Source organism: Nocardiopsis sp. NPDC007018, from assembly GCF_040635075.1.
GTDB lineage: Bacteria > Actinomycetota > Actinomycetes > Streptosporangiales > Streptosporangiaceae > Nocardiopsis.
In genome coordinates, this window is the sequence record NZ_JBEYHA010000020.1 from 57,885 (window position 1) to 78,884 (window position 21,000).

21 protein-coding genes, 1 tRNA gene and 2 pseudogenes are annotated in these 21,000 nt (G+C 69.9%); 15 read left to right on the plus strand and 9 right to left on the minus strand.

The genetic code is table 11. The annotated features are described in order from the left end of the window. Window positions 1-554 precede the first annotated feature (554 nt). Window positions 555-1,028 carry a hypothetical protein gene (locus ABZ635_RS13760; protein WP_357763869.1) on the plus strand — a complete coding sequence of 158 codons (474 nt, stop codon included), beginning with the start codon at window positions 555-557 and terminating at the stop codon, window positions 1,026-1,028. Between the two features lie 127 nt (window positions 1,029-1,155). After that, window positions 1,156-1,770, plus strand: a complete 615-nt coding sequence (locus ABZ635_RS13765; protein ID WP_357763871.1) for a rhomboid family intramembrane serine protease — start codon at window positions 1,156-1,158, stop codon at window positions 1,768-1,770. A 74-nt stretch (window positions 1,771-1,844) separates the two neighbouring features. On the opposite strand, the gene ABZ635_RS13770 is transcribed toward ABZ635_RS13765, so the two are convergent. From ABZ635_RS13770 to dcd, 5 genes are all read right to left on the minus strand, one after another. Continuing rightward, complete coding sequence (locus tag ABZ635_RS13770; RefSeq protein WP_357763874.1) at window positions 1,845-2,771, minus strand: glycine betaine ABC transporter substrate-binding protein; 927 nt, start codon at window positions 2,769-2,771, stop codon at window positions 1,845-1,847. A 194-nt stretch (window positions 2,772-2,965) separates the two neighbouring features. Further along, window positions 2,966-3,913: a glycine betaine ABC transporter substrate-binding protein gene (locus tag ABZ635_RS13775; RefSeq protein ID WP_357763876.1), complete on the minus strand. Its 948-nt coding sequence runs from the start codon at window positions 3,911-3,913 to the stop codon at window positions 2,966-2,968. Between the two features lie 40 nt (window positions 3,914-3,953). Continuing rightward, window positions 3,954-5,180 carry an ABC transporter permease subunit gene (locus ABZ635_RS13780; RefSeq protein ID WP_357763879.1) on the minus strand — a complete coding sequence of 409 codons (1,227 nt, stop codon included), beginning with the start codon at window positions 5,178-5,180 and terminating at the stop codon, window positions 3,954-3,956. Further along, a complete protein-coding gene (locus ABZ635_RS13785; protein WP_357763882.1) occupies window positions 5,177-6,202 on the minus strand; it encodes a glycine betaine/L-proline ABC transporter ATP-binding protein in 1,026 nt (341 codons plus the stop codon). Before ABZ635_RS13785 ends, ABZ635_RS13780 begins: the two co-directional genes overlap by 4 nt. A 410-nt stretch (window positions 6,203-6,612) precedes the next feature. Further along, window positions 6,613-7,197, minus strand: coding sequence for a dCTP deaminase (gene dcd, locus ABZ635_RS13790; protein WP_357763884.1), 585 nt, complete (start codon window positions 7,195-7,197; stop codon window positions 6,613-6,615). Window positions 7,198-7,320: 123 nt separating this feature from the next. Here dcd and ABZ635_RS13795 point away from each other — a divergent pair. Beyond that, window positions 7,321-7,391: transfer RNA gene (locus ABZ635_RS13795), tRNA-Gly, on the plus strand. Window positions 7,392-8,185: 794 nt separating this feature from the next. Next, complete coding sequence (locus ABZ635_RS13800) at window positions 8,186-8,743, plus strand: hypothetical protein (RefSeq protein ID WP_357763887.1); 558 nt, start codon at window positions 8,186-8,188, stop codon at window positions 8,741-8,743. A 231-nt stretch (window positions 8,744-8,974) separates the two neighbouring features. Here ABZ635_RS13800 and ABZ635_RS13805 read toward each other — a convergent pair. Further along, window positions 8,975-9,133 (minus strand): annotated as a pseudogene (locus tag ABZ635_RS13805) (NUDIX hydrolase); the annotation flags it as partial. A 176-nt stretch (window positions 9,134-9,309) separates the two neighbouring features. Between ABZ635_RS13805 and ABZ635_RS13810 the strand changes: the two are divergent. Beyond that, window positions 9,310-9,879, plus strand: coding sequence for a hypothetical protein (locus tag ABZ635_RS13810; protein ID WP_357763890.1), 570 nt, complete (start codon window positions 9,310-9,312; stop codon window positions 9,877-9,879). Between the two features lie 76 nt (window positions 9,880-9,955). On the opposite strand, the gene ABZ635_RS13815 is transcribed toward ABZ635_RS13810, so the two are convergent. Together ABZ635_RS13815 and ABZ635_RS13820 are read right to left on the minus strand one after the other, a co-directional pair. Then, complete coding sequence (locus ABZ635_RS13815; protein ID WP_357763892.1) at window positions 9,956-10,519, minus strand: hypothetical protein; 564 nt, start codon at window positions 10,517-10,519, stop codon at window positions 9,956-9,958. A 154-nt stretch (window positions 10,520-10,673) separates the two neighbouring features. After that, entirely contained in the window at window positions 10,674-11,780 is a 1,107-nt protein-coding gene (locus ABZ635_RS13820; protein WP_357763895.1) for a hypothetical protein, read from the minus strand. A 206-nt stretch (window positions 11,781-11,986) separates the two neighbouring features. On the opposite strand from ABZ635_RS13820, the gene ABZ635_RS13825 reads away from it, so the two are divergent. From ABZ635_RS13825 to ABZ635_RS13870, 10 genes and pseudogenes are all read left to right on the plus strand, one after another. After that, window positions 11,987-12,289 carry a hypothetical protein gene (locus ABZ635_RS13825; RefSeq protein ID WP_357763898.1) on the plus strand — a complete coding sequence of 101 codons (303 nt, stop codon included), beginning with the start codon at window positions 11,987-11,989 and terminating at the stop codon, window positions 12,287-12,289. A gap of 236 nt (window positions 12,290-12,525) precedes the next feature. After that, window positions 12,526-13,320: a serine protease gene (locus ABZ635_RS13830; protein ID WP_357763993.1), complete on the plus strand. Its 795-nt coding sequence runs from the start codon at window positions 12,526-12,528 to the stop codon at window positions 13,318-13,320. Window positions 13,321-13,331: 11 nt separating this feature from the next. Beyond that, window positions 13,332-13,463: pseudogene (locus ABZ635_RS13835) on the plus strand (SAM-dependent methyltransferase); the annotation flags it as partial. Between the two features lie 389 nt (window positions 13,464-13,852). Beyond that, window positions 13,853-14,146: a lactococcin 972 family bacteriocin gene (locus tag ABZ635_RS13840; protein WP_357763900.1), complete on the plus strand. Its 294-nt coding sequence runs from the start codon at window positions 13,853-13,855 to the stop codon at window positions 14,144-14,146. 11 nt (window positions 14,147-14,157) lie between these two features. Further along, window positions 14,158-14,460, plus strand: coding sequence for a lactococcin 972 family bacteriocin (locus ABZ635_RS13845; RefSeq protein WP_357763903.1), 303 nt, complete (start codon window positions 14,158-14,160; stop codon window positions 14,458-14,460). A gap of 106 nt (window positions 14,461-14,566) precedes the next feature. Then, a complete protein-coding gene (locus ABZ635_RS13850) occupies window positions 14,567-14,860 on the plus strand; it encodes a lactococcin 972 family bacteriocin (RefSeq protein ID WP_357763906.1) in 294 nt (97 codons plus the stop codon). A gap of 78 nt (window positions 14,861-14,938) precedes the next feature. Beyond that, window positions 14,939-17,044 (plus strand): hypothetical protein, encoded by a 2,106-nt coding sequence (locus tag ABZ635_RS13855; RefSeq protein WP_357763909.1) that lies wholly within the window; start codon window positions 14,939-14,941, stop codon window positions 17,042-17,044. 88 nt (window positions 17,045-17,132) lie between these two features. After that, the gene (locus tag ABZ635_RS13860) at window positions 17,133-18,299 is read left to right on the plus strand and encodes an amidase (protein WP_357763912.1); all 1,167 of its coding nucleotides are present in this window, start codon (window positions 17,133-17,135) and stop codon (window positions 18,297-18,299) included. Between the two features lie 148 nt (window positions 18,300-18,447). After that, window positions 18,448-18,918 carry a hypothetical protein gene (locus ABZ635_RS13865; RefSeq protein ID WP_357763915.1) on the plus strand — a complete coding sequence of 157 codons (471 nt, stop codon included), beginning with the start codon at window positions 18,448-18,450 and terminating at the stop codon, window positions 18,916-18,918. Window positions 18,919-19,076: 158 nt separating this feature from the next. Next, window positions 19,077-19,823, plus strand: a complete 747-nt coding sequence (locus ABZ635_RS13870; protein ID WP_357763917.1) for a hypothetical protein — start codon at window positions 19,077-19,079, stop codon at window positions 19,821-19,823. Between the two features lie 14 nt (window positions 19,824-19,837). On the opposite strand, the gene ABZ635_RS13875 is transcribed toward ABZ635_RS13870, so the two are convergent. Further along, window positions 19,838-20,971: a PQQ-dependent sugar dehydrogenase gene (locus ABZ635_RS13875; protein ID WP_357763920.1), complete on the minus strand. Its 1,134-nt coding sequence runs from the start codon at window positions 20,969-20,971 to the stop codon at window positions 19,838-19,840. Window positions 20,972-21,000: the final 29 nt, after the last annotated feature.

Genomic DNA, 21,000 nt, shown 5'->3' on the forward strand with positions numbered 1-21,000 from the left:
TGTATAGCCCCAATGCCGGTTTCGTGACCCATCCGCAACCAGTTCGCACCCGCGCCCACCCACCTTGGGACACGCACTCCGAATACCCGGGCAACAACCAGGACATCTCCACATCATGCCAGGTCAAGCAGACACCAAGGACGCGACCTCGGGGCAGCGGGATTCGGACAGACCCGAAAAGCACAGCGGGCCAATCACGACCGGAGGCGACAAAAAGACAAACGTAAACGTCGTTTAACTACGACTCCGGTGCGAACAACTACCGAGAGAGAACAGGACAAACGACCCAAAGTTCGCACAAGGCACGAAACAAGCACCGGAGGGCCACATCCTCCGCCCGCGAACCCACCGAACACACCAGCGCGAAATTCATGGGATAACCCGATCACCACTCGATCAAAAGCGACACGAAGGAGGAAACCCCCTTGCCCCTGTCCGGAACCCCACGCACGAGCTGACCGAAACAGCGATGGCCGCACCCACGAAGCGGATAGGGTTCCCAGTGACGGCCTCCGTCATCCTCAGCGCCCCGCCCAGCGAGAGAGGCATCCGCCGTGTCCGAACCGGTCCGCCTGGTCTGCCCCGTAGGCCGCAAGTACGTGGAGCTGTGGGGTGGTTACGCCCTGGTCGCCCTGGGCGCCGTGGTCGTGGCCGTCGACCCCGCCCACTGGGCCAACATCGTGCTCGGCGTCCTCCTCGCCCTCCTCGGCGGAGCCGCGGCCTTCGACGGACACCGGATCAAGGCACCGGTCCTGGAGGTCTCCGAGGACGAGTTCCGCTACGAGAGAGGCGACTACGTCGTCCGGGTGCCCTTCGTCGACATCGGCTCGTACTACGTGCTGCCCGGCCGTATCCGCTCCCTGGGCCTGTGCGACCACACCGGTCGGCCCAAGCGCTTCCCCTCGCTCAAGAGCCGCCGCACCTCTCGCACCTACCTGCCGCTCACCGGGATGACCAACCCGGCCAAGGTGGAGGCGTTCATGGCCGTGTCCGGAATCCCGCCGCGCAAGCGCTCCCTGACCTCCTGACAGCCCGGTACGGCCACCCCGGGGACGGGCGCGACACAGCAGTCATCTGTGAACACAACAGATCATTTCGCCCACACGCGCCCCGGGAACATACCGACCCAAGGCAGCTTCATCTAGTCTCGATGGGGTGAAGCAGTCCAGAATCACCGCCATCCTGACCGTCGCGGGGATGCTCGCGGCCATGTGGGTCCTCGAGATCCTCGACACCCCGCTCGGGGGACACCTCGACCGGCAGTTCGGCATCCAGGCCCGCAACACCGACGCGCCCTGGACCGTCCTGACCGCGCCCTTCATGCACGGCAACTTCGCCCACCTGATCGGCAACTCGCTGCCGTTCCTGGTGCTGGGAGCCCTCGTCGCCTTCAGCGGCCTGGGCCGGTTCCTGCTCACCACACTCATCGTCGCCGTCGTCAGCGGCGTCGGCGTGTGGCTGTTCACCCCCGCGCACGTCGTGACGGTGGGTGCCAGCGGGCTGGTCTTCGGCTACTTCGGCTACACGGTGCTACGCGGCATCATCGAACGCAGGACCGTCGACATCGTCATCATGATCTGCGTGGTCATCTTCTACGGAACGATGATCTGGGGGGTCCTGCCCCAACACCCCGGCGTCTCCTGGCAGGCGCACCTGTTCGGCTTCCTGGGCGGACTCCTGGCCGCCTACGCGCTGCCCAGGCGCGAGAGGCCGGGCGCGGCCAACCAACGCAGCGTCGGCGGAGCCCAGGGCGGCTACTACGCCCCCTGACCCCGGCCCCAACGGAAGGGTCCGCCTCCCCGAGGGGAGGCGGACCCTTCCGCCGTCTCCGGTGGACCGGCCGGTCAGAACTCCAGCCCCTCGGCCGCGTCCATCAGCGTGCGCTCCAGGAACAGCGGGTTCTGGGAGAGCCACTCGCGCGCCCCGGCCGCGGGGTCGTCGACCCCGGGGCCGACCGTGAGCGCCTCCAGGGACGCCAGCTCGTCGTCGTCCATCGTCCAGTCGCGCAGCCACCCGGCCAGCTCGGGGTAGTCCTCGCCGAACCCCGCGCGCCCGATCGAGTGCAGCCCCTCGGTGCCGCCCATACCGCCCTGCGGGTCCTCCAGGTCACGCAGGTCGTACTGCGCGTACGCGGGGTGCGGGCGCCACAGCGTCACGACGACGGGCCGCTCCTCGGCGATCGCGCCGTCCAGCCGCTCCATCATCCCCGCGCCCGACGACGTCTCCAACTCGAAGCCCTCGTCCAACCCGTACAGGGGCATGGCCTGGTCACGGGTGACCTGGGTCAGACCGGCGTCCGGTTCGATGCCCACGATCGAGCCGCCCAGCGCGTCCGCGTGCGCGGGGAGGTCGTCGATCGACCGCACGTCCTCCACGTACTCCGGTACCGCGAGGGTGAGGACGGCGTTGTCGTACCAGGAGCCCAGGCTCTCGATACTGTCCCGGTGCCGCTCCATGTACTCGTGGTGCGTGACCGGAAGCCACATGTCCAGGTACAGGTCGAGTTCGCCGTCGGCCACCCCCTGGAAGGCCGGGGCCACGTCGACCTCGGTGACCGTCACGTCGTAGCCCTTCTCCTCCAGGATGGCCTCCCACATGTGGGTGACCGCCACGGCCTCCTCCCAGGCGATCAACGCGATGTTGACCTCCCGCAGGTCCTCGCCCGCCTCGGAGCCGCCTCCGGCCGGGCCCCCCGAACAGGCGGAGAGCAGGAGCGCACCGCCCAGCCCTGCAGACGCCAGCGCCGTCCCTCGTCCACGACCGACCCTCATGTCCTCGTTCCCCCCGTACGCACACACGCGGAACCGGCCGACGTGAGGGGCACCCCATGGGGCCGTCGGCGCTGTTCCGGAACCTCGCCCAGACGAAGGCCGCCCCCACACGCGGTGAAGGCGGCCGTCATCGTATGTCTACCCGACAGAACGGGCATTCGGTACACCCCGTGACAGGGGACACACCGTGAGTCCTAGAACTCGAGGCCCTGGGCGTCGTCGCCGAGGGTGCGCTCCAGGAACTCGGGGTTCTCGGAGAGCCACTCGCGCGCCCCGGCCTCGGGGTCGTCAGCGTCTTCGCCGACGGTCAGCGCCTCCAGGGAGGCGAGCTCGTCGTCGCTCATGCTCCAGTCCTCCAGCCAGGCGGAGAGCTGCGGGTAGTCCGAACCGAAACCGTCACGGCCGACCGCGTGGATCGTCTCGGCACCACCCATGAGGCCCTCGGGGTCCTCGAGGTCCTTGAGGTCGTGCTTGACATAGACCGGGTGCGGACGCCACAGGGTGACGACGATGGGCTCCTCGTCGGCGATCGCCGAGTCCAGCTCCGCGAGCATCGCCGCGCCGGAGGAGGTCACCAGCTCGAAGTCGTCGTCCAGCCCGTAGCCCGGCATGGCCGAGTCTTGGGTGGTGATGGTGAGACCAGCGCCGGAGTCGATACCGACGATGCGGTTGTCCAGCTCGTCCGCGTGGTCGAGCAGGTCCGGGATCGAGTTGACGTCCTCCATGTAGGCGGGGACGGTCAGCGTCAGGACGGCGTTGTCGTACCAGGAGCCCAGGTCCTCCAGCTGGTCCCCGTAGGTGTCCCACTGGGTCTCGTGGGTGGTCGGGAGCCAGGTGTCGAGGAACAGGTCGATAGCACCGTTGGCGGCGCCCTGGTACATCGGCGCCACGTCGACGTCGGTGACGTCCACGTTGTAGCCCTTCTCCTCCAGGATGACCTCCCACATGTGGGTGACCGCGATCGCCTCCTCCCAGGCGATCAGCGCGATGTTGATGTCCTTGAGGTCGTCGCCGGTGCCCGCACCGCCGCTCTCGCCGGAGCCGCCGGTCAGGTCCTCGCCGCCACCGCCACAGGCGGTCAGCAGGAGCACACCGCTCATACCTGCCGCGGCCAGGGCCATCATGCGCTTACGGCTGTTCATCTGGATTCCTTCCATCAGGACTACGGGGAAAAGACCGGTGTCAGGACGCACTGCCGACCCTGGCCTGGGGACTCTTGCGGGTGACGGCGGCGGTCAGGCGGTCCAGGAAGATCGCCAGGATCACCACGGCGATACCGGCCTCGAAGCCCAGCGCACCGTCGTTGCGGGTGATGCCCTGGTACACCTGGCTGCCGAGACCGCCGGCGCCGACCATGCCCGCGATGACGACCATGGACAGGCCCAGCATGATCACCTGGTTCACACCGGCCATGATCGTCGGCAGGGCCAGCGGCAGCTGGATACCGGTGAGGATCTTGTGCCTGGGGGCGCCGAAGGCCTCGCCCGCCTCGACCAGCTCCTTGTCGATCTGGCGGATGCCCAGCTCGGTCAGGCGCACACCGGGCGGCATCGCGAACACGATGGTCGCGACCACACCGGGCACCGCACCGATGGAGAAGAAGAAGATCGCCGGGATCAGGTAGACGAACGCCGGGAGCGTCTGCATCAGGTCCAGAACGGGCTTGGTGACCTTGCTGACGACGTCGTTGTAGGCGGCCAGGATGCCGATGGGGATCGCGATGACCACCGCGATCAGGCTGGCCACCAGCACCAGGCCGAGGGTGTCCATGGCGTTGGGCCACTGGCCCACGGACGCCACCACGGTCAGCGCGACCAGCGCGAAGACGCCCAGACGCCATCCGGCCACCGAGAGCGCGAGCAGGCTCAGCAGCAGGATCATCAACACGGCCGTGGGGTCGGTCACGAGCGCGGGCAGGACCAGCCAGCCCAGCAGCGCCAGAACCAGCCATCCGCCCGCGACGATCCCCGTGCGCACGCGGTTGGCCTGGTCCACCACGCCCAGCACCGCCGTCGCGATCAGGAAGACCAGCGAGACGACGAAGGTGGGCTCGATGTTCGTGTCGAACACGCCCATCGCCCAGCGGAAGAGCCCCGGCACGCTGTTGACGAAGCCCGTCACCAGAGCGAACTGGGCTTCGGCGATGTACAGGAGCGAGACCACCACGACGATGGCGAGCAGCGGGACGCGACGGGCGCGCACCAACGGGACCGCGATGATCACGGCCGCGAGGAAGGCGAGCTGACCGGCCGCGGGGTCCACGAAGAACCCGGACAGGACGGAGACCGCCCAGCGGATGAAGTCGCCGGTGAGGTCGAAGAACAGGCCGAAGTTGCTCTTCAGCCAGGAGTTGACGGCCTCGAAGCCGTCACCGATGGGCAGCGACGGAGGGAAGTCGACCGGGGTCACTGGGCCACCTCCGCGGTCTCACCCTGCACCAGCGCGGCGAGCACGGACTCGCGGGTGACCATGCCCAGCACCTCTCCGTCGCCCGAGACGACGCGGAGGCGGTTCTCGGTGGCGACGCTGGTGAACAGGTCGGCGACCAGGGTGTCAGCGGCGACCTCGGGGGCGTCGGCGTCGACGGCGACAGCCGCCAGGGCCCCGGCCGCCGTGAGCACGCGGCTGCGGTCGACGTCCTCGACGAAGCGCTCGACGTACTCGTTCGCGGGAGAGTTCAGGATCTCCGAGGCCTCACCGATCTGGGCCACCCGGCCGTCGCGGAGCACGCAGATCCGGTCACCGAGACGCATGGCCTCGTTGAGGTCGTGCGTGATGAAGATGATGGTCTTGCCCAGCGTCGCCTGGAGCTCCAGGAGCTGCGTCTGCATGTCGCGACGGATCAGCGGGTCCAGGGCGCTGAAGGCCTCGTCCATCAGGATGATGTCGGTGTCGGCCGCCAGGGCGCGGGCCAGGCCCACGCGCTGCTGCATACCGCCCGAAAGCTGCTGCGGGAGCTTGTCCTCCCACCCCTCCAGCCCCACGAGGGCGAGGGTCTCCTTGGCCTTGGCGAAACGCTCGGCGCGCGGGAGGCCGCGCAGCTCCAGCCCGTAGGCGGCGTTCTCCAGAACCGTGCGGTGCGGCAGCAGGGCGAAGTGCTGGAAGACCATGCTGATCTTCTCGCCGCGCAGCTTCAGCAGGTTCTTGTGGCTCAGGGTGGTGATGTCGACGCCGTCGATCTCGACCGATCCGGACGTGGCGTCGAGAAGTCCGTTGAGCATGCGGATCAGGGTGGACTTCCCTGATCCCGACAGGCCCATGACGACGAAGATCTCGCCGGGTTGGACCTCGAAGGACACGTCGATGACGGCAGCGGTCACGTCGAGGTCGGCGATGGTGTCGCGGTGGCTGCCGTCGGCAAGCCGTTCGACGGCCGCCTTCGACTGCCTACCGAACACCTTGTACAGGTGGTCTGCGCGTACTACTGGCACGGTCTCCTCAAGGGGGCTGTCCCTGGCGCGAGGCCGAGCGGGATGTGATCACCCCACGCACGGCCCGCGGCTACTTCAGGTAGCCGGTCCGCGCAGAGCCCCCTCCGTGCGCACCCGAATCGGGCGAAACCACTACCTGGTTCACGTCGGGGCGCAACCTTACCGAGATATGAACACACAGTTCAGGCGGCATGTCACTACCAGATAACAGGTTTAGGCGCCATAAAACCCGTCCGCCGACCTGTGACACGGGATGCCGACGTCGGAAAACGTCCATATGTGATCTATGCCACTAGCCACACGAGGGTGAGCTGCATCACACTCACGAGACAGAGGGTAAATGCGACAGAACGTGTCAGTACATGACCGTACCGTAAGCGCCCTCCGGTGATCCAGAGGGCCCCGCCCGGCTACCCCTCGACGATCCGGGTCCGCACGAAGTTCTGGTGCGACCGCGACGGAGTGGGCCCGCGCTGGCCCTGGTACCGGGACCCGTACGCCGCCGAACCATAGGGGCGCTCCGCGGGCGAGGTCAGCCGGAACATGCACAGCTGGCCGATCTTCATCCCCGGGTAGAGCTTGATCGGGAGCGTGGCCACGTTGGACAGCTCCAGGGTGACGTGCCCGGAGAAACCGGGGTCGATGAACCCGGCCGTGGAGTGCGTCAGCAACCCCAGCCGCCCCAGGGAGCTCTTGCCCTCCAACCGGCTCGCGATGTCGTCCGGCAGCGTCACCACCTCGTAGGTGGAGGCCAGCACGAACTCGCCGGGGTGAAGGATGAACGCCTCCTCCCCGTCGGTCTCGACCAGCCGGGTCAGGTCCGGCTGCTCCACAGAGGGGTCGATGTGGGGGTACTTGTGGTTCTCGAAGACCCGGAAGAACCGGTCGAGGCGGACGTCGATGCTCGACGGCTGGACGAGGGAGGGTTCGAAGGGATCGATCCGGACCCGCCCGGAGTCGATTTCTGACCTGATATCGCGATCGGAGAGCAGCACGCTCCGAACTTACCGCCTGCGAGAACACGCCGTCCGCAGCACCGCTCACCCCGCCGACTTGCCTTCCGGGCCCGGAGTTGGGCTAGGATAGCCAGCGTTGGACAGCCCCTCGGGCGTCCCGACGCGGATGTAGTTCAATGGTAGAACTTCAGCTTCCCAAGCTGATAACGCGGGTTCGATTCCCGTCATCCGCTCCGTAAGCAAGACGGCCCCTGAGCAGCGAACACGGTTCGCGCGCCAGGGGCCTTCTTCGTGTCCACAGCCTCAACGTGAACCCGCGGACGGCCATCCGGTCCGGTGGCGCGTCCAGTGACAAGAGCCGACCATCGATCTTCGTCAGACGCCCGTCGCCGTCGGGGCCGTACCGCTCTGTCAGCTCCTTGAGCCGAACGGCGTTCTGGAGCACGAACGCGGGTTCGCCGCCCAGAATCGTGACACGGGCGTTCGGGTTCTCCTGGAGGATGGCTTCAACTACTGAAACGCCCGTGCCTCCCATACCGACCACCAGCCAGTGGTCGGTGGCATGGGCCTCGAAGTGCCCTTCGCCAACCTCGTCGCCCAGCAGAACCCGATCTCGGTCCAGATATCCAGTTGATCGGAGGGCAGAATGACATGGTTAGTCGAGGACGTGTTCCCGTAAACGCGGGCGAGCTCGTTGTCCGGAAGTGGTCCCGCGTCAACACGGATCGTGAAGGGGGTGTTGTTCGAGTCGCCGAGAGCGAAGAATTCGCGCCGACCCTCACGTTTCATTTCGATCTGCCGCCGAAAGGCTTCGCCGAACTCTTCCCTCACGATCCGGGGGAGCCGATCCTTAGCCGCGGGCCGTATCGCCACAGGGTCTCGTTCGGGCACGACGCCCCCTTCGAGTGAACACTGCGTCGCCACCTCCGCGCCGCGCGTCGAGGTTCGCGCGGCCACCGATTCCCTGTCACCGTTATGACCGGACACCAGTCGTCGACAGGGACGATCCCCGATTAGTATCGCGACCATGCTGTACGCGCGATCCATCCGAGAGGCCCGCCTCTATCTACAGCTTCACCTGTGCTCATGCGATTACCCCATCCTGGATCAGGTAGATCACTGGCTGGAGAAGCGTGACGGAGTGTTCGTCGCTGTCTACGAGGGGCAGTGCGGACGCTGTTCCGGGTCAGGTCGGTATGAGTTCGAACTCGAGACCAGAGAACGAGCAGGTTACCCGGCGATCGGTGGAAGTACGCCATCAAGCATCATCGATCCGGGAGAGTTCCTGTGGCTCGGTGACAGAGGAGCGTCGGAAGTCCCGGTGGATGTCACGGGTCTCTCGAAGGAGGAACTCCGTGTGGCCCGTTCCCTCATGCAGCGTGCGGTCGTCATGCTTGAAGAGGTCCTGAAGTTCATTCCGGAAAGGGCTGACGAGGTTCCGGAAAGTGCGTTCTTCTCTGACCTGGGAAGATCCGTCAGAGAGGAATCGCCTGAGCGCTTCCACCGTGAAGAGATCAACACGCGCCTTGATCACTACCGCAGTGGTATGGCAGAGCTTGAGTCAGCATTGAACCGTTCTCGGTAACGTCTCGTGACGGTTGGTGATCTATGTTCAGGCGGTGCGGCCGTGTTCGAGCCGGAGCAGTGTGTTGGCGCGCTCGGCGACGGCGTGAACACTTCGGATCACCGTGGTGAACGCCTGTGCCCAGGGCCAGGTGCGCTCCAGGCGCAGGAACCGTCAGCGGGCGTGGCGGGCCGGGCGTGACGCGCTTTCCGTAGAGGTCGGGCCTTGGGGGCAATGTGGTCATCGCCCGGCCTGGTCGTTGACCACCAGCGTCATCGCCGCCGGGGGCATGGCCACGACGTACTGCGTGAAGGACACCCCGTCCGGGAGGGTGACGTCGACCGTGGACAGTCGGATGTGCCGGTTCTCGTCCACCAGCTTCTCGCCGTGGATCGTCCATCGCGTAGTCACACCGGCACAGTAGGGCAGGACGCTCTGCGTGTCCGGACTCCGCGGTCCACCCGGCCCTTCAGCCGAACGTCCCGTGCCGCTAGCGTGGCAGTCGACCAGTCACACTCCCTGACCCGTGTGTGGGGCGGCCCCACCCGAGGGTCCGCACGGCCCCGACCACGGAAGGGACTCCACCCGTGTTCCTGCCCGCACTCATCGCCCACGCCTACGGAGACCTCACCACCGACCAGGTGCGGTGGCTCCACGAGACGCTCGGGCTCGACGAGGACACGCCCCGCACCGAGGGGTACGGCGCGGCGACGAGCATCGCGCACCGCTACTTCACCGACGACGCCCGGCGCCTCCTCCTGGAGCTCGGGCGCAGCGGCGACGACGGATGGCTGCTCTCCGTCTACTTCCACAAGGGAGAACGTCCCTCGACCGAGACCGTCGAAAGACACCGGGCGCTGTTCCGCGACCTCTTCGAACGGCTCGACCTCACCCTCCTGCAGATCGAACCGGCCGCGACCGCCGACGAGGTCGCCGTCTTCTCACCGCCGCCCGGCCACGTGGAGGAGGGCGTCGGTGTGTCCTGGGACCTGCCCTTCGACCAGCTGGACCAGGCCTGGTTCCACCTTCGTCTGAGCAAGGACGCCCCGCGGGAGGTGAAGGCGGTCAAGCTGCGCGAGCTGATGAGCTTCCCCGTCTGGTCCGCCGCCCCCGAACCGCTGCGCAGCCAGGCGGAGGAGTTCCTCCGCGGCACCTGACCCGGGGAGCGCGGGTGGAGCCCCCGAGTACTCGCCGACCACTGGGCGGACACTGGGAACGCGGACTCCCGGTCGATCACTCGGGGTGGGCACCTCTCGGTTCCTGGACTCCATAGGCATCCCACAGTCGGCACAGATTCAGCAGTTCTGCCTCCACGTGGCCCGCTCGGAAACGATCGGGGTTGTTCCCGTAGAGAGAACGCCCCCGGTCGGACGTGATGTCGTCCAAAGGCACGCGGTCAGCATCCCCCGGCACGAACTTGAGGACCTCTTCCAGCGCGTTGACCGACCGTTTCAGGAGTTCGGCGACCGCGGCCCGCTCCTGGGGCGTGGCCGCGTCCCTCCGGTCGAAGGCGAGGTCGGCGTAGTGATCACTGGCCCACAGGAATTCTCCGGCGTCCACGATCTGTGAGCTGTCCGCGCCCCCGTACCCCGACGCGGTCTCCACTTCCGTCGGGAGGAGGAATTCGAACCGCTCCTGGCGACCGCAGGAGAAACACGCGACCGTGTCGACGGCGACCGGTCGACCACCGATGAGGTTCAGCCTGTGCAGAGGCGCCGTCCAAGAGCCGCCGCAGTCCCCACAAGAACGCAGTTCGATGTACAGGCGGGCCTCGGAGATCGAGCGCGCTGAGAGCATGCCGGGCACCTTAACACCGCTGAGCGGACGTGAGAAGTGAACGTTGGCTCTTGGAAGGGGACCGGGGAATTCCGAGCGTCGGAAGTCCGGGCCCGCCCGGCCGCCCGACACCCGGTACGGCGATGACAGGGAACGACTCCTCCGACCCTTCGGCTCACAGCCCGAACAGGCGGTCGGTGATCCTGCCGCACAGGTGCGAGAAGACCTGGGCGTCGTAGCCGACCATGGCCGTGGAACGGCCGGGTTCGAGGCGGGCCGCGGCCTCGTCGAGGATCTCCGCGACGACGTCCACGGTCCCCGGGACCAGCGCCTTCCAGAGGGGTTCGCCAGGCCGGTACGGCTCGGCGTACTCCCGTTCGACCGGCACCCTCGGAAGCGGGGACTCCCCGAACAGCTCTCGTCGGAACTTCTCGTCCATACTGCGGAAGGAGGGGTCACGACTTCCCGCCATCAGGGCGTGCCCGGGGTCCATCGTGCCGCGGTCGCGCCAGGGCTGGTCCTCCTCTCCCGCGAGGACCCGCCGCAGGGTCTGTGCCGCCAGGGCCGTCTTCCTACCGACGCTGCGGTCTTTCGCGGCGATGAGGCGTTCCCGAGAAGGGATCTGGTCGGCCGCGCGCCGAGCCACCTCTCGCAGGAGCTCCCGGCGTGAGGTGTCGGCCCGAGTGGCGAACGGTTCCGGGGTCGAGGCGACCCAGGAAGCCCGGCCGGGGCGGGGAGTGGGTCCCCGGCCGGTGATCGCACCGCGCAGGTGATCGGCGATCTCGTGCAGGGTCACGGAGAGAGTGCCAGCCTCAGGTGCGATCTCACATGCGGGTAGTCCCGGGGCAAGGCGCCGTTCGAGGTCGGCTGTCACCCGCGCCACGGCGGACACCCATCGGTCGGTGACGATCACACACGAACCGGGCTCGAAGGCGACGTCCCCGTAGATCTCGGGGTGGTCCAGCAGCACGTAACCGGGGTGTCGGAACTGGCCCGCCCCCTCCAGCCGGGCCCACCAGTCCCGGGCAGCACCGGCCAGGGGCACGGGCTGGTCTCCGGGACCCCGACGGGTCAGCAGGTGCCGTGTCGGATCGGAGGGGTCCCCGGGCCCGGAGGTGTCCCGCGCGTCGGAGGCCAATACTCGCGCCAGGTCACACCAGGCCGTCATTCGTTCCTGCGACCAGCCCCGCTTCCGGCTCCACGGGTGTTCCAACGCCAGCATCCATGCGGCGGCGGAGTAGAGACGTTCGTACTCGGCCCGGGCTTTTCCTTCACTCGGCATGGGACCCGTTTCTGTACAGCCGCACGGGGGGCGCGGAGTGGCCCCACTCGGCGGGTTCCGTCATCCGTTGGTGTCGGACGCATCATGGAGCACGCGGTGCCGAGGGGCAAGGGGTCGCGCGAACACGCCGGAGACGCGGCGCCCCGGCTGCCGGAGGGGGTTCTGCGAGTGTGGAGGGGTCCGGACCACCGTCTCTGGGGACCCGTATGAGCGCAGCCACCACCGCCCACGCCGGGTACAGCCACCTGTTTCCCGGAGCCCGGGTGTTCGTGGCGACCACGGCGAGGACCCCCGGAGGCCTTTCCGGGGAGTTCCCCCTGGTGTTCTCGGACGGGTCCCGTTCGACCGCCCGACTCCTGGGGGAGGACGAGCGTTCCCGGGTCCTGGCGGTGGACGGGTACACCACCGCCAAGGGCACCCGGATCGACGAACGGGTGTGGGCGGTCAGGGCGGTCGAGTCCTCTGCCGAGGGGATGGGGCTGTCCCTCGGCTCCCGTCTCCCCGCCTGACGGGGCCCGGTGTCCGTGTACCTCCGTATCCTCCGGGCGTGTCTTCCGTAGTCCCTTCGCCGCGTGGTGGAGCACTTTCGTCGGTGGCCCGGCTGGTCCTCGTGGCCGATGCCCCGGGGGCTCGCGCTTCCTAGTTTGGGGTGTGGCGGCGAGCCGCCGCACGATCACATCCCAGGACGGAAGGGTCCGGCATGACTGACAGCCGCAGGAGTCGATTCGGGGCCGGGCGCGCCCCGATGGTCGCCGGAGGTCTGGCCGTGGGGGCGTTCCTCGGGGCGACGGCACTGGCCACGCCCGCCTTCGGGATCATCGGAGGTGTCGACGCCACCGAGGAGTACGGGTTCATGGCGGCCCTGTACGACGACAACGGTGAGCACCTGTGCGGGGGTGCGCTGGTCGATGAGCGGTGGGTCCTCACCGCGGGCCACTGCACCGCCCCCGAGCGGCTCACGGTACGGGTGGGCAGCACCGACCTGAACGCGGGCGGCAGCGAGCGCGCGGTGGTCGAGGTCGTCTTCCACCCGGAGTACGGGGTGGAGGACGTCAGCGACGACCCCGACTACCCGCTCTCCCAGTACCTGCTGCGCAACGACCTCGCGCTCCTGCGCCTGGACGCCCCGGTCGACCAGCGGCCCGTGAGCGTCGGGGAGGGGTCGGCCGTTCCGGGGGAGACGGTGCGCGGTCTGGGCTGGGGGATGCTCGACGAGTTCGGCGAGGAGGGCAAGCCCGACACCCTCCAGCAGCTGGACACCGGGGTGGTCTCCCCCGACCGCTGCGCGGAGATGGACCCGGAGGGGGACCTGTGCTCGGAGCACCCCACCGACGAGGCCCAGATGTGCGTCTCCGACTCCGGGGGTCCCCTCGTTCGCGGCGGGGAGGGGGACTGGGAACTCGTCGGCGTCGTCAGCCGTGACGGTGACTTCGACGCGAACCCGCTGTGTGTGGGTCCGATGGTGCTCACGAACCCGGTGGCGCACGCGGACTGGATCACCGGTGTCGTGACCGAGGGGTCGCCTCGCGAGAACGCCTGACCCCGGGCACCGTCTGGCCTTCCGAGATGGACCTCATGGCGCGCCTGGCCGGGTTGCGCCTGGCCCGCCGGTGGGGCGGCTGGAACGGGGAGCCCTGCACCGCCTCGAGCCCGTTCCACGTGAGCGTCTACGAGCGGGGGTGACGACAGCGGCCTTGCCGGGGTCCTGGGTGTACCGCTCCGGCCAGGCCCCTCCGCCCGGCCCCTGCCCCGCGTGATCGCTGCACCCGCCGAAGGTCCGCCGCGCGCGCGTGAACCGGGAAGGGCACCGCACCACACATCGACAAAGGGAACAAAGCACCCGAAGACCGATACGTTGCCCCCGTTACCCCAGTTCAGGGCGGGTGTTTGGATCGTGTCCGCATCCGGCCACACAAAAGGAAACGGCGACGCCCCCGCTGTAGTACTGGAATCGGGAAGGGAGCGTCAGTTCTCACTCGTCCTTCCGCGAATTCTCGATGATGCCATCGTTCCCCGACGTTTCTCCTCTCGGAGCGACCACGCGGGGAAGACGACCGGACCGGGGTCAACGCATGCGAACAACCGTCAGTCAGGCGATCGTCGCCGTTCTCGTCACCGCGGGGATCACCGCCGGGGCCGCGGGGGCGGCCCTGGCCGGAACCCGGGTCGGTGGCGGTACCTGGTACCACGGGGTCACCGACTCCACGGTGTACTCGAACTACCACCACACCCACAACTGCCACGGGTCCACCGCCGTGGGCACCTACACCGACCGCTCCCGCAACACCGCCCCGGGCAGCACCTCCTACGCCAGCGCCCCCAGGGCCTGGACCAACAACCAGTCGTACTTCCGCAACGGCTGCTAGAGGGAGGCACCGTGAACACACTCCAGCGCGCGGGCGCCGTCCTCCTCACCGCCGCCGTCCTCTCCCTCGGCGGTGGCGCGGCCGCCCTGGCCTCGCACTCCTTCGTGGGCGGAGGGGAATGGTTCCGGGGTGTCACCGGAGCCCCCGGAGCGGGCGAGGTCTACTCCCACTACCTCCACGGCTCCTCCTGCCACGGGGCCACCGCCGTCGGTACCCGCACCGTCCGCGTGAACCAGAACGCGGGACAGTGGGCCCGCGCCTCCGCTCCGAGGGCCAACGGGAACAACCAGAGCTACTGGCGCAACGACTGCTAAGGCGCGTTCCCGTGGCCGGACCAGCGGGCGGCACCACCGCCGCACCCGCACCCGCACCCGGGACCACACACGCGACCACGCCGCCCACCGCCTGCTGGGAGCCTCAGTGAAGACACTCGTCCGTCTGACCGCCGTCGCGGTCACCGCCCTCGCCCTCGCCACCGGAACCGCTCTCGCCCAGACCTCCCACGTCGGTGGCGGCGTGTGGGAGCGCAGTCTCACCGGGGTGCCCGGCCAGGGGTTCGTCCGGTCGTACTACCACCACCCCCGGAACTGTCACGGAGCCACCGCCGTGGGCACCCACACCGAGCGCGTGAACGCCTCCGCCGGTGTGTGGGCCAGAGCCGAGGCCTCACGGGCCATGGCCAACAACCAGCAGTACTGGCGCAACGGCTGCTGACCCCCGCCCCGCCCCCGCACGTCCCGGGAACCCGTCGGGCCCCAGCCCTCGGGTTCCCCTCGCCGACAGGACCGCAAGGTGCCCCACCGGACCCTCGCCTTCGCCTACACGGCGTGTGTCGCCTTCGCCGCGCTGCTCGCCTTCCTCCTGGCCGCCACCGCCGAACAGACCCTCCACGTGCTCGACGATCCGGAGCTGGTCTGGATCACCGAGGGCGACGGCACCCACGGCACCGACGAGGTGGCGCGCGCCGTACGGGAGGTCGCCGACTCCCACGGCACCGCCATCGGCTACTCCGTGCTGGACGTGCGCACCCCCTCCTCCCTGGTCCACCTGTACCTGGCCGTCCCCGACCCGGACTCCCGGTACGCACGCTGGCTGGAGGAGGGATACCCCGCCTTCGGCCGATCCCTGACCGTCCGTACCCACCCGCTCTCCGCCTTCGGCGACGTGGGTCCGCACGGCTACTACCTGGTCTTCGGCGGCCCGGAGGCCGCAGCCGACCTCCGCGCGACGCTGGCCGCGCACGGGCTGCGGGAGGCACCCGGCCTCCAGCGGACCCGGCTGTGGCACTTCCTCGCCGGAGGCCACCTGGGCCACCTCGCGGCGGTCGCCGTGCTCACCACGATCACCGCCACCGGAGCGGGGGTGCTGCTCTCCGCACGCGACCACGCGGTGCGGCGGCTCCAGGGGCACTCCTACGGCCGGTTGCTCGCGGGTGAGCTGGGGGCCGTCCTGCGGTTGTGGGCGATCGTCGTGCCCGCGTCGGCCGTGCTGGTGGCAGGGCTCCTCCACCTGTACAACGGCGGTAACCAGCTGGGCTTCTACTCTCTCCTGGCACTGGCGCTGCTGACGCCGCTCACCCTGGCCGCGCTCCTCACGCACGCTGCGGTGTTGGCCCTGGTGGCCTCCACCGGCGTGCTGCCCGCGCTCCGGGGGCGGCTACCCGTGCGCGGCGCCACCGCCGCCGTCTACCTGGTACGGGTCCCGGCGCTGGCACTGACCCTGGTACTGCTCGGCTCCGTGGCCACCGCCGCGCGCGAGGCCCGGGAGCAGCGGTTCGGACTGGAGGTGCACGAACGGTACGGGCAGACGTCGCGGCCGGCGCTGAGCGCGCACTACGGGTGGGCGGACGAACGGGCGGTGGACGACACGCTCGGCCCCTGGCTGCGCAGGGCCGACGCGGCGGGAGACCTGGTTCTGGCGGTCCAGATGCACCCCGCCGAACTGCTCCCGGGCGTTCCCGCGGACCCCGGCGGAGCGGTGCGCCCCGAGAGCCCCCCTGCTGCCGCCGCGCGACCGGCTCCGGCCCTGAGCAATCCCGTGCTCCTGGTCAACGACACCTACCTGGCCGAGGAGGAGGTGCTCGCTCCCGACGGCAGACCCTACGGACCGGCCGCGACCGTGCGCCTCCTCCTGCCGGGCACGGCCGCGGAACACTCCGGGGCCCTGGTGGCGGGGGTGCGGGGCTGGCTCGGGGTCAACGGCGCCCCGCACACGGCGCCCGACGTGCGGGTGCTGCCTGCGGCCCCCGGCCAGACCCTGTTCACGTACGGAGCGGAGGAACGCCTCGGCGGCACCCTGCCGCTGCTGCGCGAACCGGTGGTCGTCGTCCTGCCCAACGGTGCCGTGCTCTCCGACAACTCCTACGTGAACCACCTGTCCGCCCGGCAGACCGTCTTCCCCGACCCACGGGTGGTCGAGGCGTTCCGCGCGCAGAGCCCGGAGGCGGCCCGCTACGTCGCCATGGTCGAGACCCTCGGCACGAGCGCCCGCAGAGCGCACGCCCTCACCGTACACACGCTGCGCACCGAGCTGCTCAACCTGGCCGGGGCCGGGGCCGTGCTCGTGCTGACGGCCCTGGCGGCGTGCGTGGTCCACGTGCGCGCCCGAACCCAGGAGATCTTCGTCCGGCACATCAGCGGGTGGACGTTCCCGGCGACGCACAGACGGCTGCTGTCGGTGGAGGCGCTCCTCGCCCTGGGCTTCGTGGGCTGGGCCACGGTGGGCGCGGCCGGCCGGGCACCCACGACACAGGACCCCGGCCGGGTCGTGAACGCCGCCGCTTCCGGAGCCGTACCGGTCCACGCGGCGGTCATCGCCCTCGCCTCGCTCACCGTCACCCTCGGAGTGCTCTTCCTGCTCCACCGCCGCGTCGTCCGGGAGGGCTCCACCCGTGCCTGATCCGAGCCCCGGGCAGGCGAGGGAACTCCACGCGCGAAGGAGCGGGGCGCGCGACGGCACCGGGCGGGCCCTCGCTAGCCTCGGGCGGGTGGACGACCAGCGACCGCGATCGGCGGGTGAGACGGCCGACCGGGTGAACCGGGGCGAGGTGAGCGCGGTCGAGACCGCGCACCGGGCCCTGGACGGCATCGACCGGATCAGGCACCTGCGCGCCTTCGTGGAGGTGTGGGGGCAAGCCGCGCTGGAGCGCGCGGCGGAGGTGGACGGCGCGGTGGCCGACGGCGCCCGTTTGCCTCTCGCCGGTGTCCCGCTGGCCGTGAAGGCCTCGGAGGGAACCGGCTCCCACCAGGCCCGCCGGTTGGTCGCCGCCGGGGCGGTGCCGGTCGGTTCCACCTCCGTCCCGGGCCCCGGCACACCGTGGAAGACGTGGGGGGAGACGGCCGAAGGCCCCACCCTCAACCCCTGGTGCGCGGACCGGGTCCCGGGCGGCTCCTCGGCGGGGTCCGCCGTCGCGGTGGCCACGGGGGCGGTGCCGCTGGCGACCGCGAGCGACGGGGCGGGCTCCACCCGTATCCCGGCGGCCTGGTGCGGGGTCGTCGGCTACAAGCCGACCACGGGGCTGCTCCCGGCCCGGGACCGGGCCGGTCTGACCGTCGGCGGGCCGATCGCGCGCACCGTCGCCGACGTCGAGCTGTACCGGGGGGCGGTGTTCGGGGACGCCCCTCTCGCCTCGCCCGCCCGTCCGCGCGTCGCGTGGTCCCCGACCCTGGGTTTCACCCAGCCGGACCCCGAGGTCGCCGACGTCGCGGAAAGGGCGCTGCGGCGCTGGGCCCGGGGCTGCGGGATCGCGGTGGCGGACGCGGAGATCACGCTCACCGACCCCGCGCGGACCTGGCTCGCGAGGCGGGGCCCCGGATCACCCGCCGACGCTCCCCCCGTCGCGCCCGCCGACCTGTCCGCGCTGGCGGAGCTCCTCTCCGCCGTGGACCTGCTCGCCACCCCCGCGACACCGAACCGCCCCCACCCCCACTCGGGACCGGGTGACGTGATGAGCGTGGGGTTCACCTGGCTGTTCAACCTCACCGGGCACCCGGCCCTGAGCCTGCCTGCCGGGTTCACCGGCGACGGTCTGCCCGTGGGGCTGCACCTGGTCGCGAGGCACCGCGAGGACGCCGCCCTCCTGGCGGCGGCCCGAACGGCCGAGCGGGTGCTCGCACCCTGGTCGCGGCCACGTGTGGACGCGTCGCCGCGGTGACCGGCGGCCCGGTCTCCCGGGCGGGGCCGTCCGGTGGAACCGGGCCACCGGCATCGGGACGGGCGCGGGAGCGGTTCCGGTACGTTGACGTCGTCAGCCGGACCCCGCCGGACGACACCGCTCACGCCCCCGTCGTCCGGAGTCACCGTTGATCGCGAGCAGAACGCTGAAGACCACCACCCCGACCGGCGAGCTCACCGCGTTCGTCCTGGCCTTTCCCACACCCCATGGCGACGGTCGCTGTCTCGTGAACGTCTTCGACGGTCCACCCGGCGGAGTGGTGGTCCTGTCGGAGATCAAGAGCAACCCGACCACCCGGGTCATGGACGCGTGGGTCCCCGCGATCGCCGCGACCCTCGGGGACGACCTCGGCATCGCCGAGCCCGAACGGCTGACCGGGTCCGAGTGGTACACGCACCACGGCGCGTTCTCCTACCACTACATGGAGTTGGGCCCTCCCACCTTCACCGCGATCCGCCTCGGGTGGGACGGGACCGCCTACACCGACCCGCTGGAAGAGCGCCGGCTGCTCTCCGCGAAGGACGCGGAGTCGCTGGCCGGTCGCCTCGGCATGTCACCGGTACCGGAACAGCTGGAGCGGCTGGGCGAGGAGGTCTGATCCCGTGCCCCGGCCACGGCGTGGACCACTTCCTCGGGGGTCGGGGCCACACACCGGAGATGTAGCATCTGAGGCGGATTCTCCCCCTCGTCCGCGTGTTCCCCGGCCCCCGGAGAAGACCGTGTGACAGGGCTGCCCCAGACACGGAAACGGACGGCATGGACACGGAAGAGACCCAGGTCATGGCCAGGACGGGCCAGTTCACCACCACTCTGGGCTGGGAGACCGCCGTCAGGGGTCGGGTGGCCGCCGCGGTCGACCGGTTCGCCGGGCCGCTGGCCGACCTCGCGGAGCGCGACGCCAACGACGGCGACACCCGTCTGCTGGTCGCCGACTTCTTCAGCGTCGGTCTGAACTTCAGCAAGTTCCAGGACCTGACCACCGAGTACCGCACCAGCGGCGACTCGATCGACTACGCGATCGTCCTGGACGGCGAGCTCTTCGCGCCGGTCGAGGTCCGACGGATCGGCCAGGACCTGGACCTGCGCAACATCCAGATGGCGCGCCGCCTCGCGGTGGACGAGGGCGTGGACTGGGTGTTCCTCACCAACGGCCGGGTCTGGCGCGTCTACCACCTGCGGCCCGACCCCGCCGGTGGCGCTCCCCAACCGGTCACCGTCGTCGACGTGGACCTGCTGGACGAGGACGCCCACGACCGCAACGTCGACGGCCTGTTCCTGCTCACGCGGGAGTCCGTCGAGCACGGCCGGTTGGACGCGATGCGCCGTTGGCGCGAGGCAGCCGAGGCGGCTCCGCTGTCGGGGACTCTGGTCAGCGACGAGGTGGTGGCCGCGGTGCGAGAGCGGCTGCGGGAGAACGCCGAGCACCCCGGCCACGTGGGTGAGGACGACGAGATCCGCCGGGTGCTGGCCGAGGAGGTCGTCGCCCGGGGTCTGCTCACCTGACGTCCGGGCCGGGGTCACTCCAGGGGCACGGTCATGATCCGGTCGTCGTCATCGGCGGGTGAGCCCCAGGCGTCGAGGTTGCTGGTGCTCAGCCACAGCGTGTCGCCGTCGGGGTGGGCGACCACCGTGCGCAGGCGGCCGAACTCGTCGGCGAAGTGCGGTCGCGGCTCGCCCACCGTGCCGTCCCCGTTGAGGGGGACCTCCCACAGACGGGCCCCGCGCAGCGCCGCCACGTACAGCGAGTCGCCCACGATGGCCGCGCCACTCGGCGATGCCTCGGCGGGCTCCCAGGTGACGAGGGGATCGGTGTAGGCGTCGTCGCCACCGGGCCCCTCCACGTCCGGCCAGCCGTAGTTGCCGCCGGGTTCGATCAGGTTGACCTCGTCGAGGGTGTCCTGGCCGAACTCGGTCGCGTAGAGGCGCCCCTGCCCGTCCCAGGCCAGCCCCTGCACGTTGCGGTGTCCGTAGCTGTACACGTGGTTGTCGAAGGGGTTGTCCGGCGCGGGTTCGCCGTCGTCGGTGATCCTCAGGATCTTCCCCGCCAGGGAGTCGGTGTCCTGTGCGCTGCCCTCCTCCTGGGCGTCGCCGGTGGCCACGTACAGGTGGCCGTCGGGCCCGAAGGCGATCCGGCCTCCGTTGTGCGTGGTGGCGGCGGGGATGCCGTCCAGGAGCACCTCGGCGTCTCCCAGGGAGTCCTCGTACTCCATCCGACTGACCCTGTTGTCGGTGTCCGACGTGTGGTGGACGTACACGTAGGGCCGTTCGGGGAAGTCCGGGTCGACGGCCAGGCCGAGGAGGCCGCCCTCGCCCCCGTGCCGGACCCCCTCGACGGTTCCCGCCTCCGTGACGTCGCCGTCCGGGGTCACGTGCGCGACGACGGCGGAGTCCCGCTGGGCGACCAGCGCGGAACCGTCCGGGAGGAAGTCGATGCCCCAGGGGACGTCGAGGTCGGTGGCCAGGTCCTCGGGCGTCCCGAGCGCGGTGGTGGCGGGGTCGGTCCGCTCGCCGCCGGACCGGCCGTCCGGGGAGGAGCCACCGGACCCGGTGGCGGAACAGCCTCCCAGGAGGAGGGTGGTTCCGAGGAGGGCGAAAGCTCGGGCGGCCCGGCGGGTCCGTAGGGCCGCCGGGCGGGCGGTGGTCCGTTCCATGCCTGGAACCTGCCCGTTCGCCGCGCGTG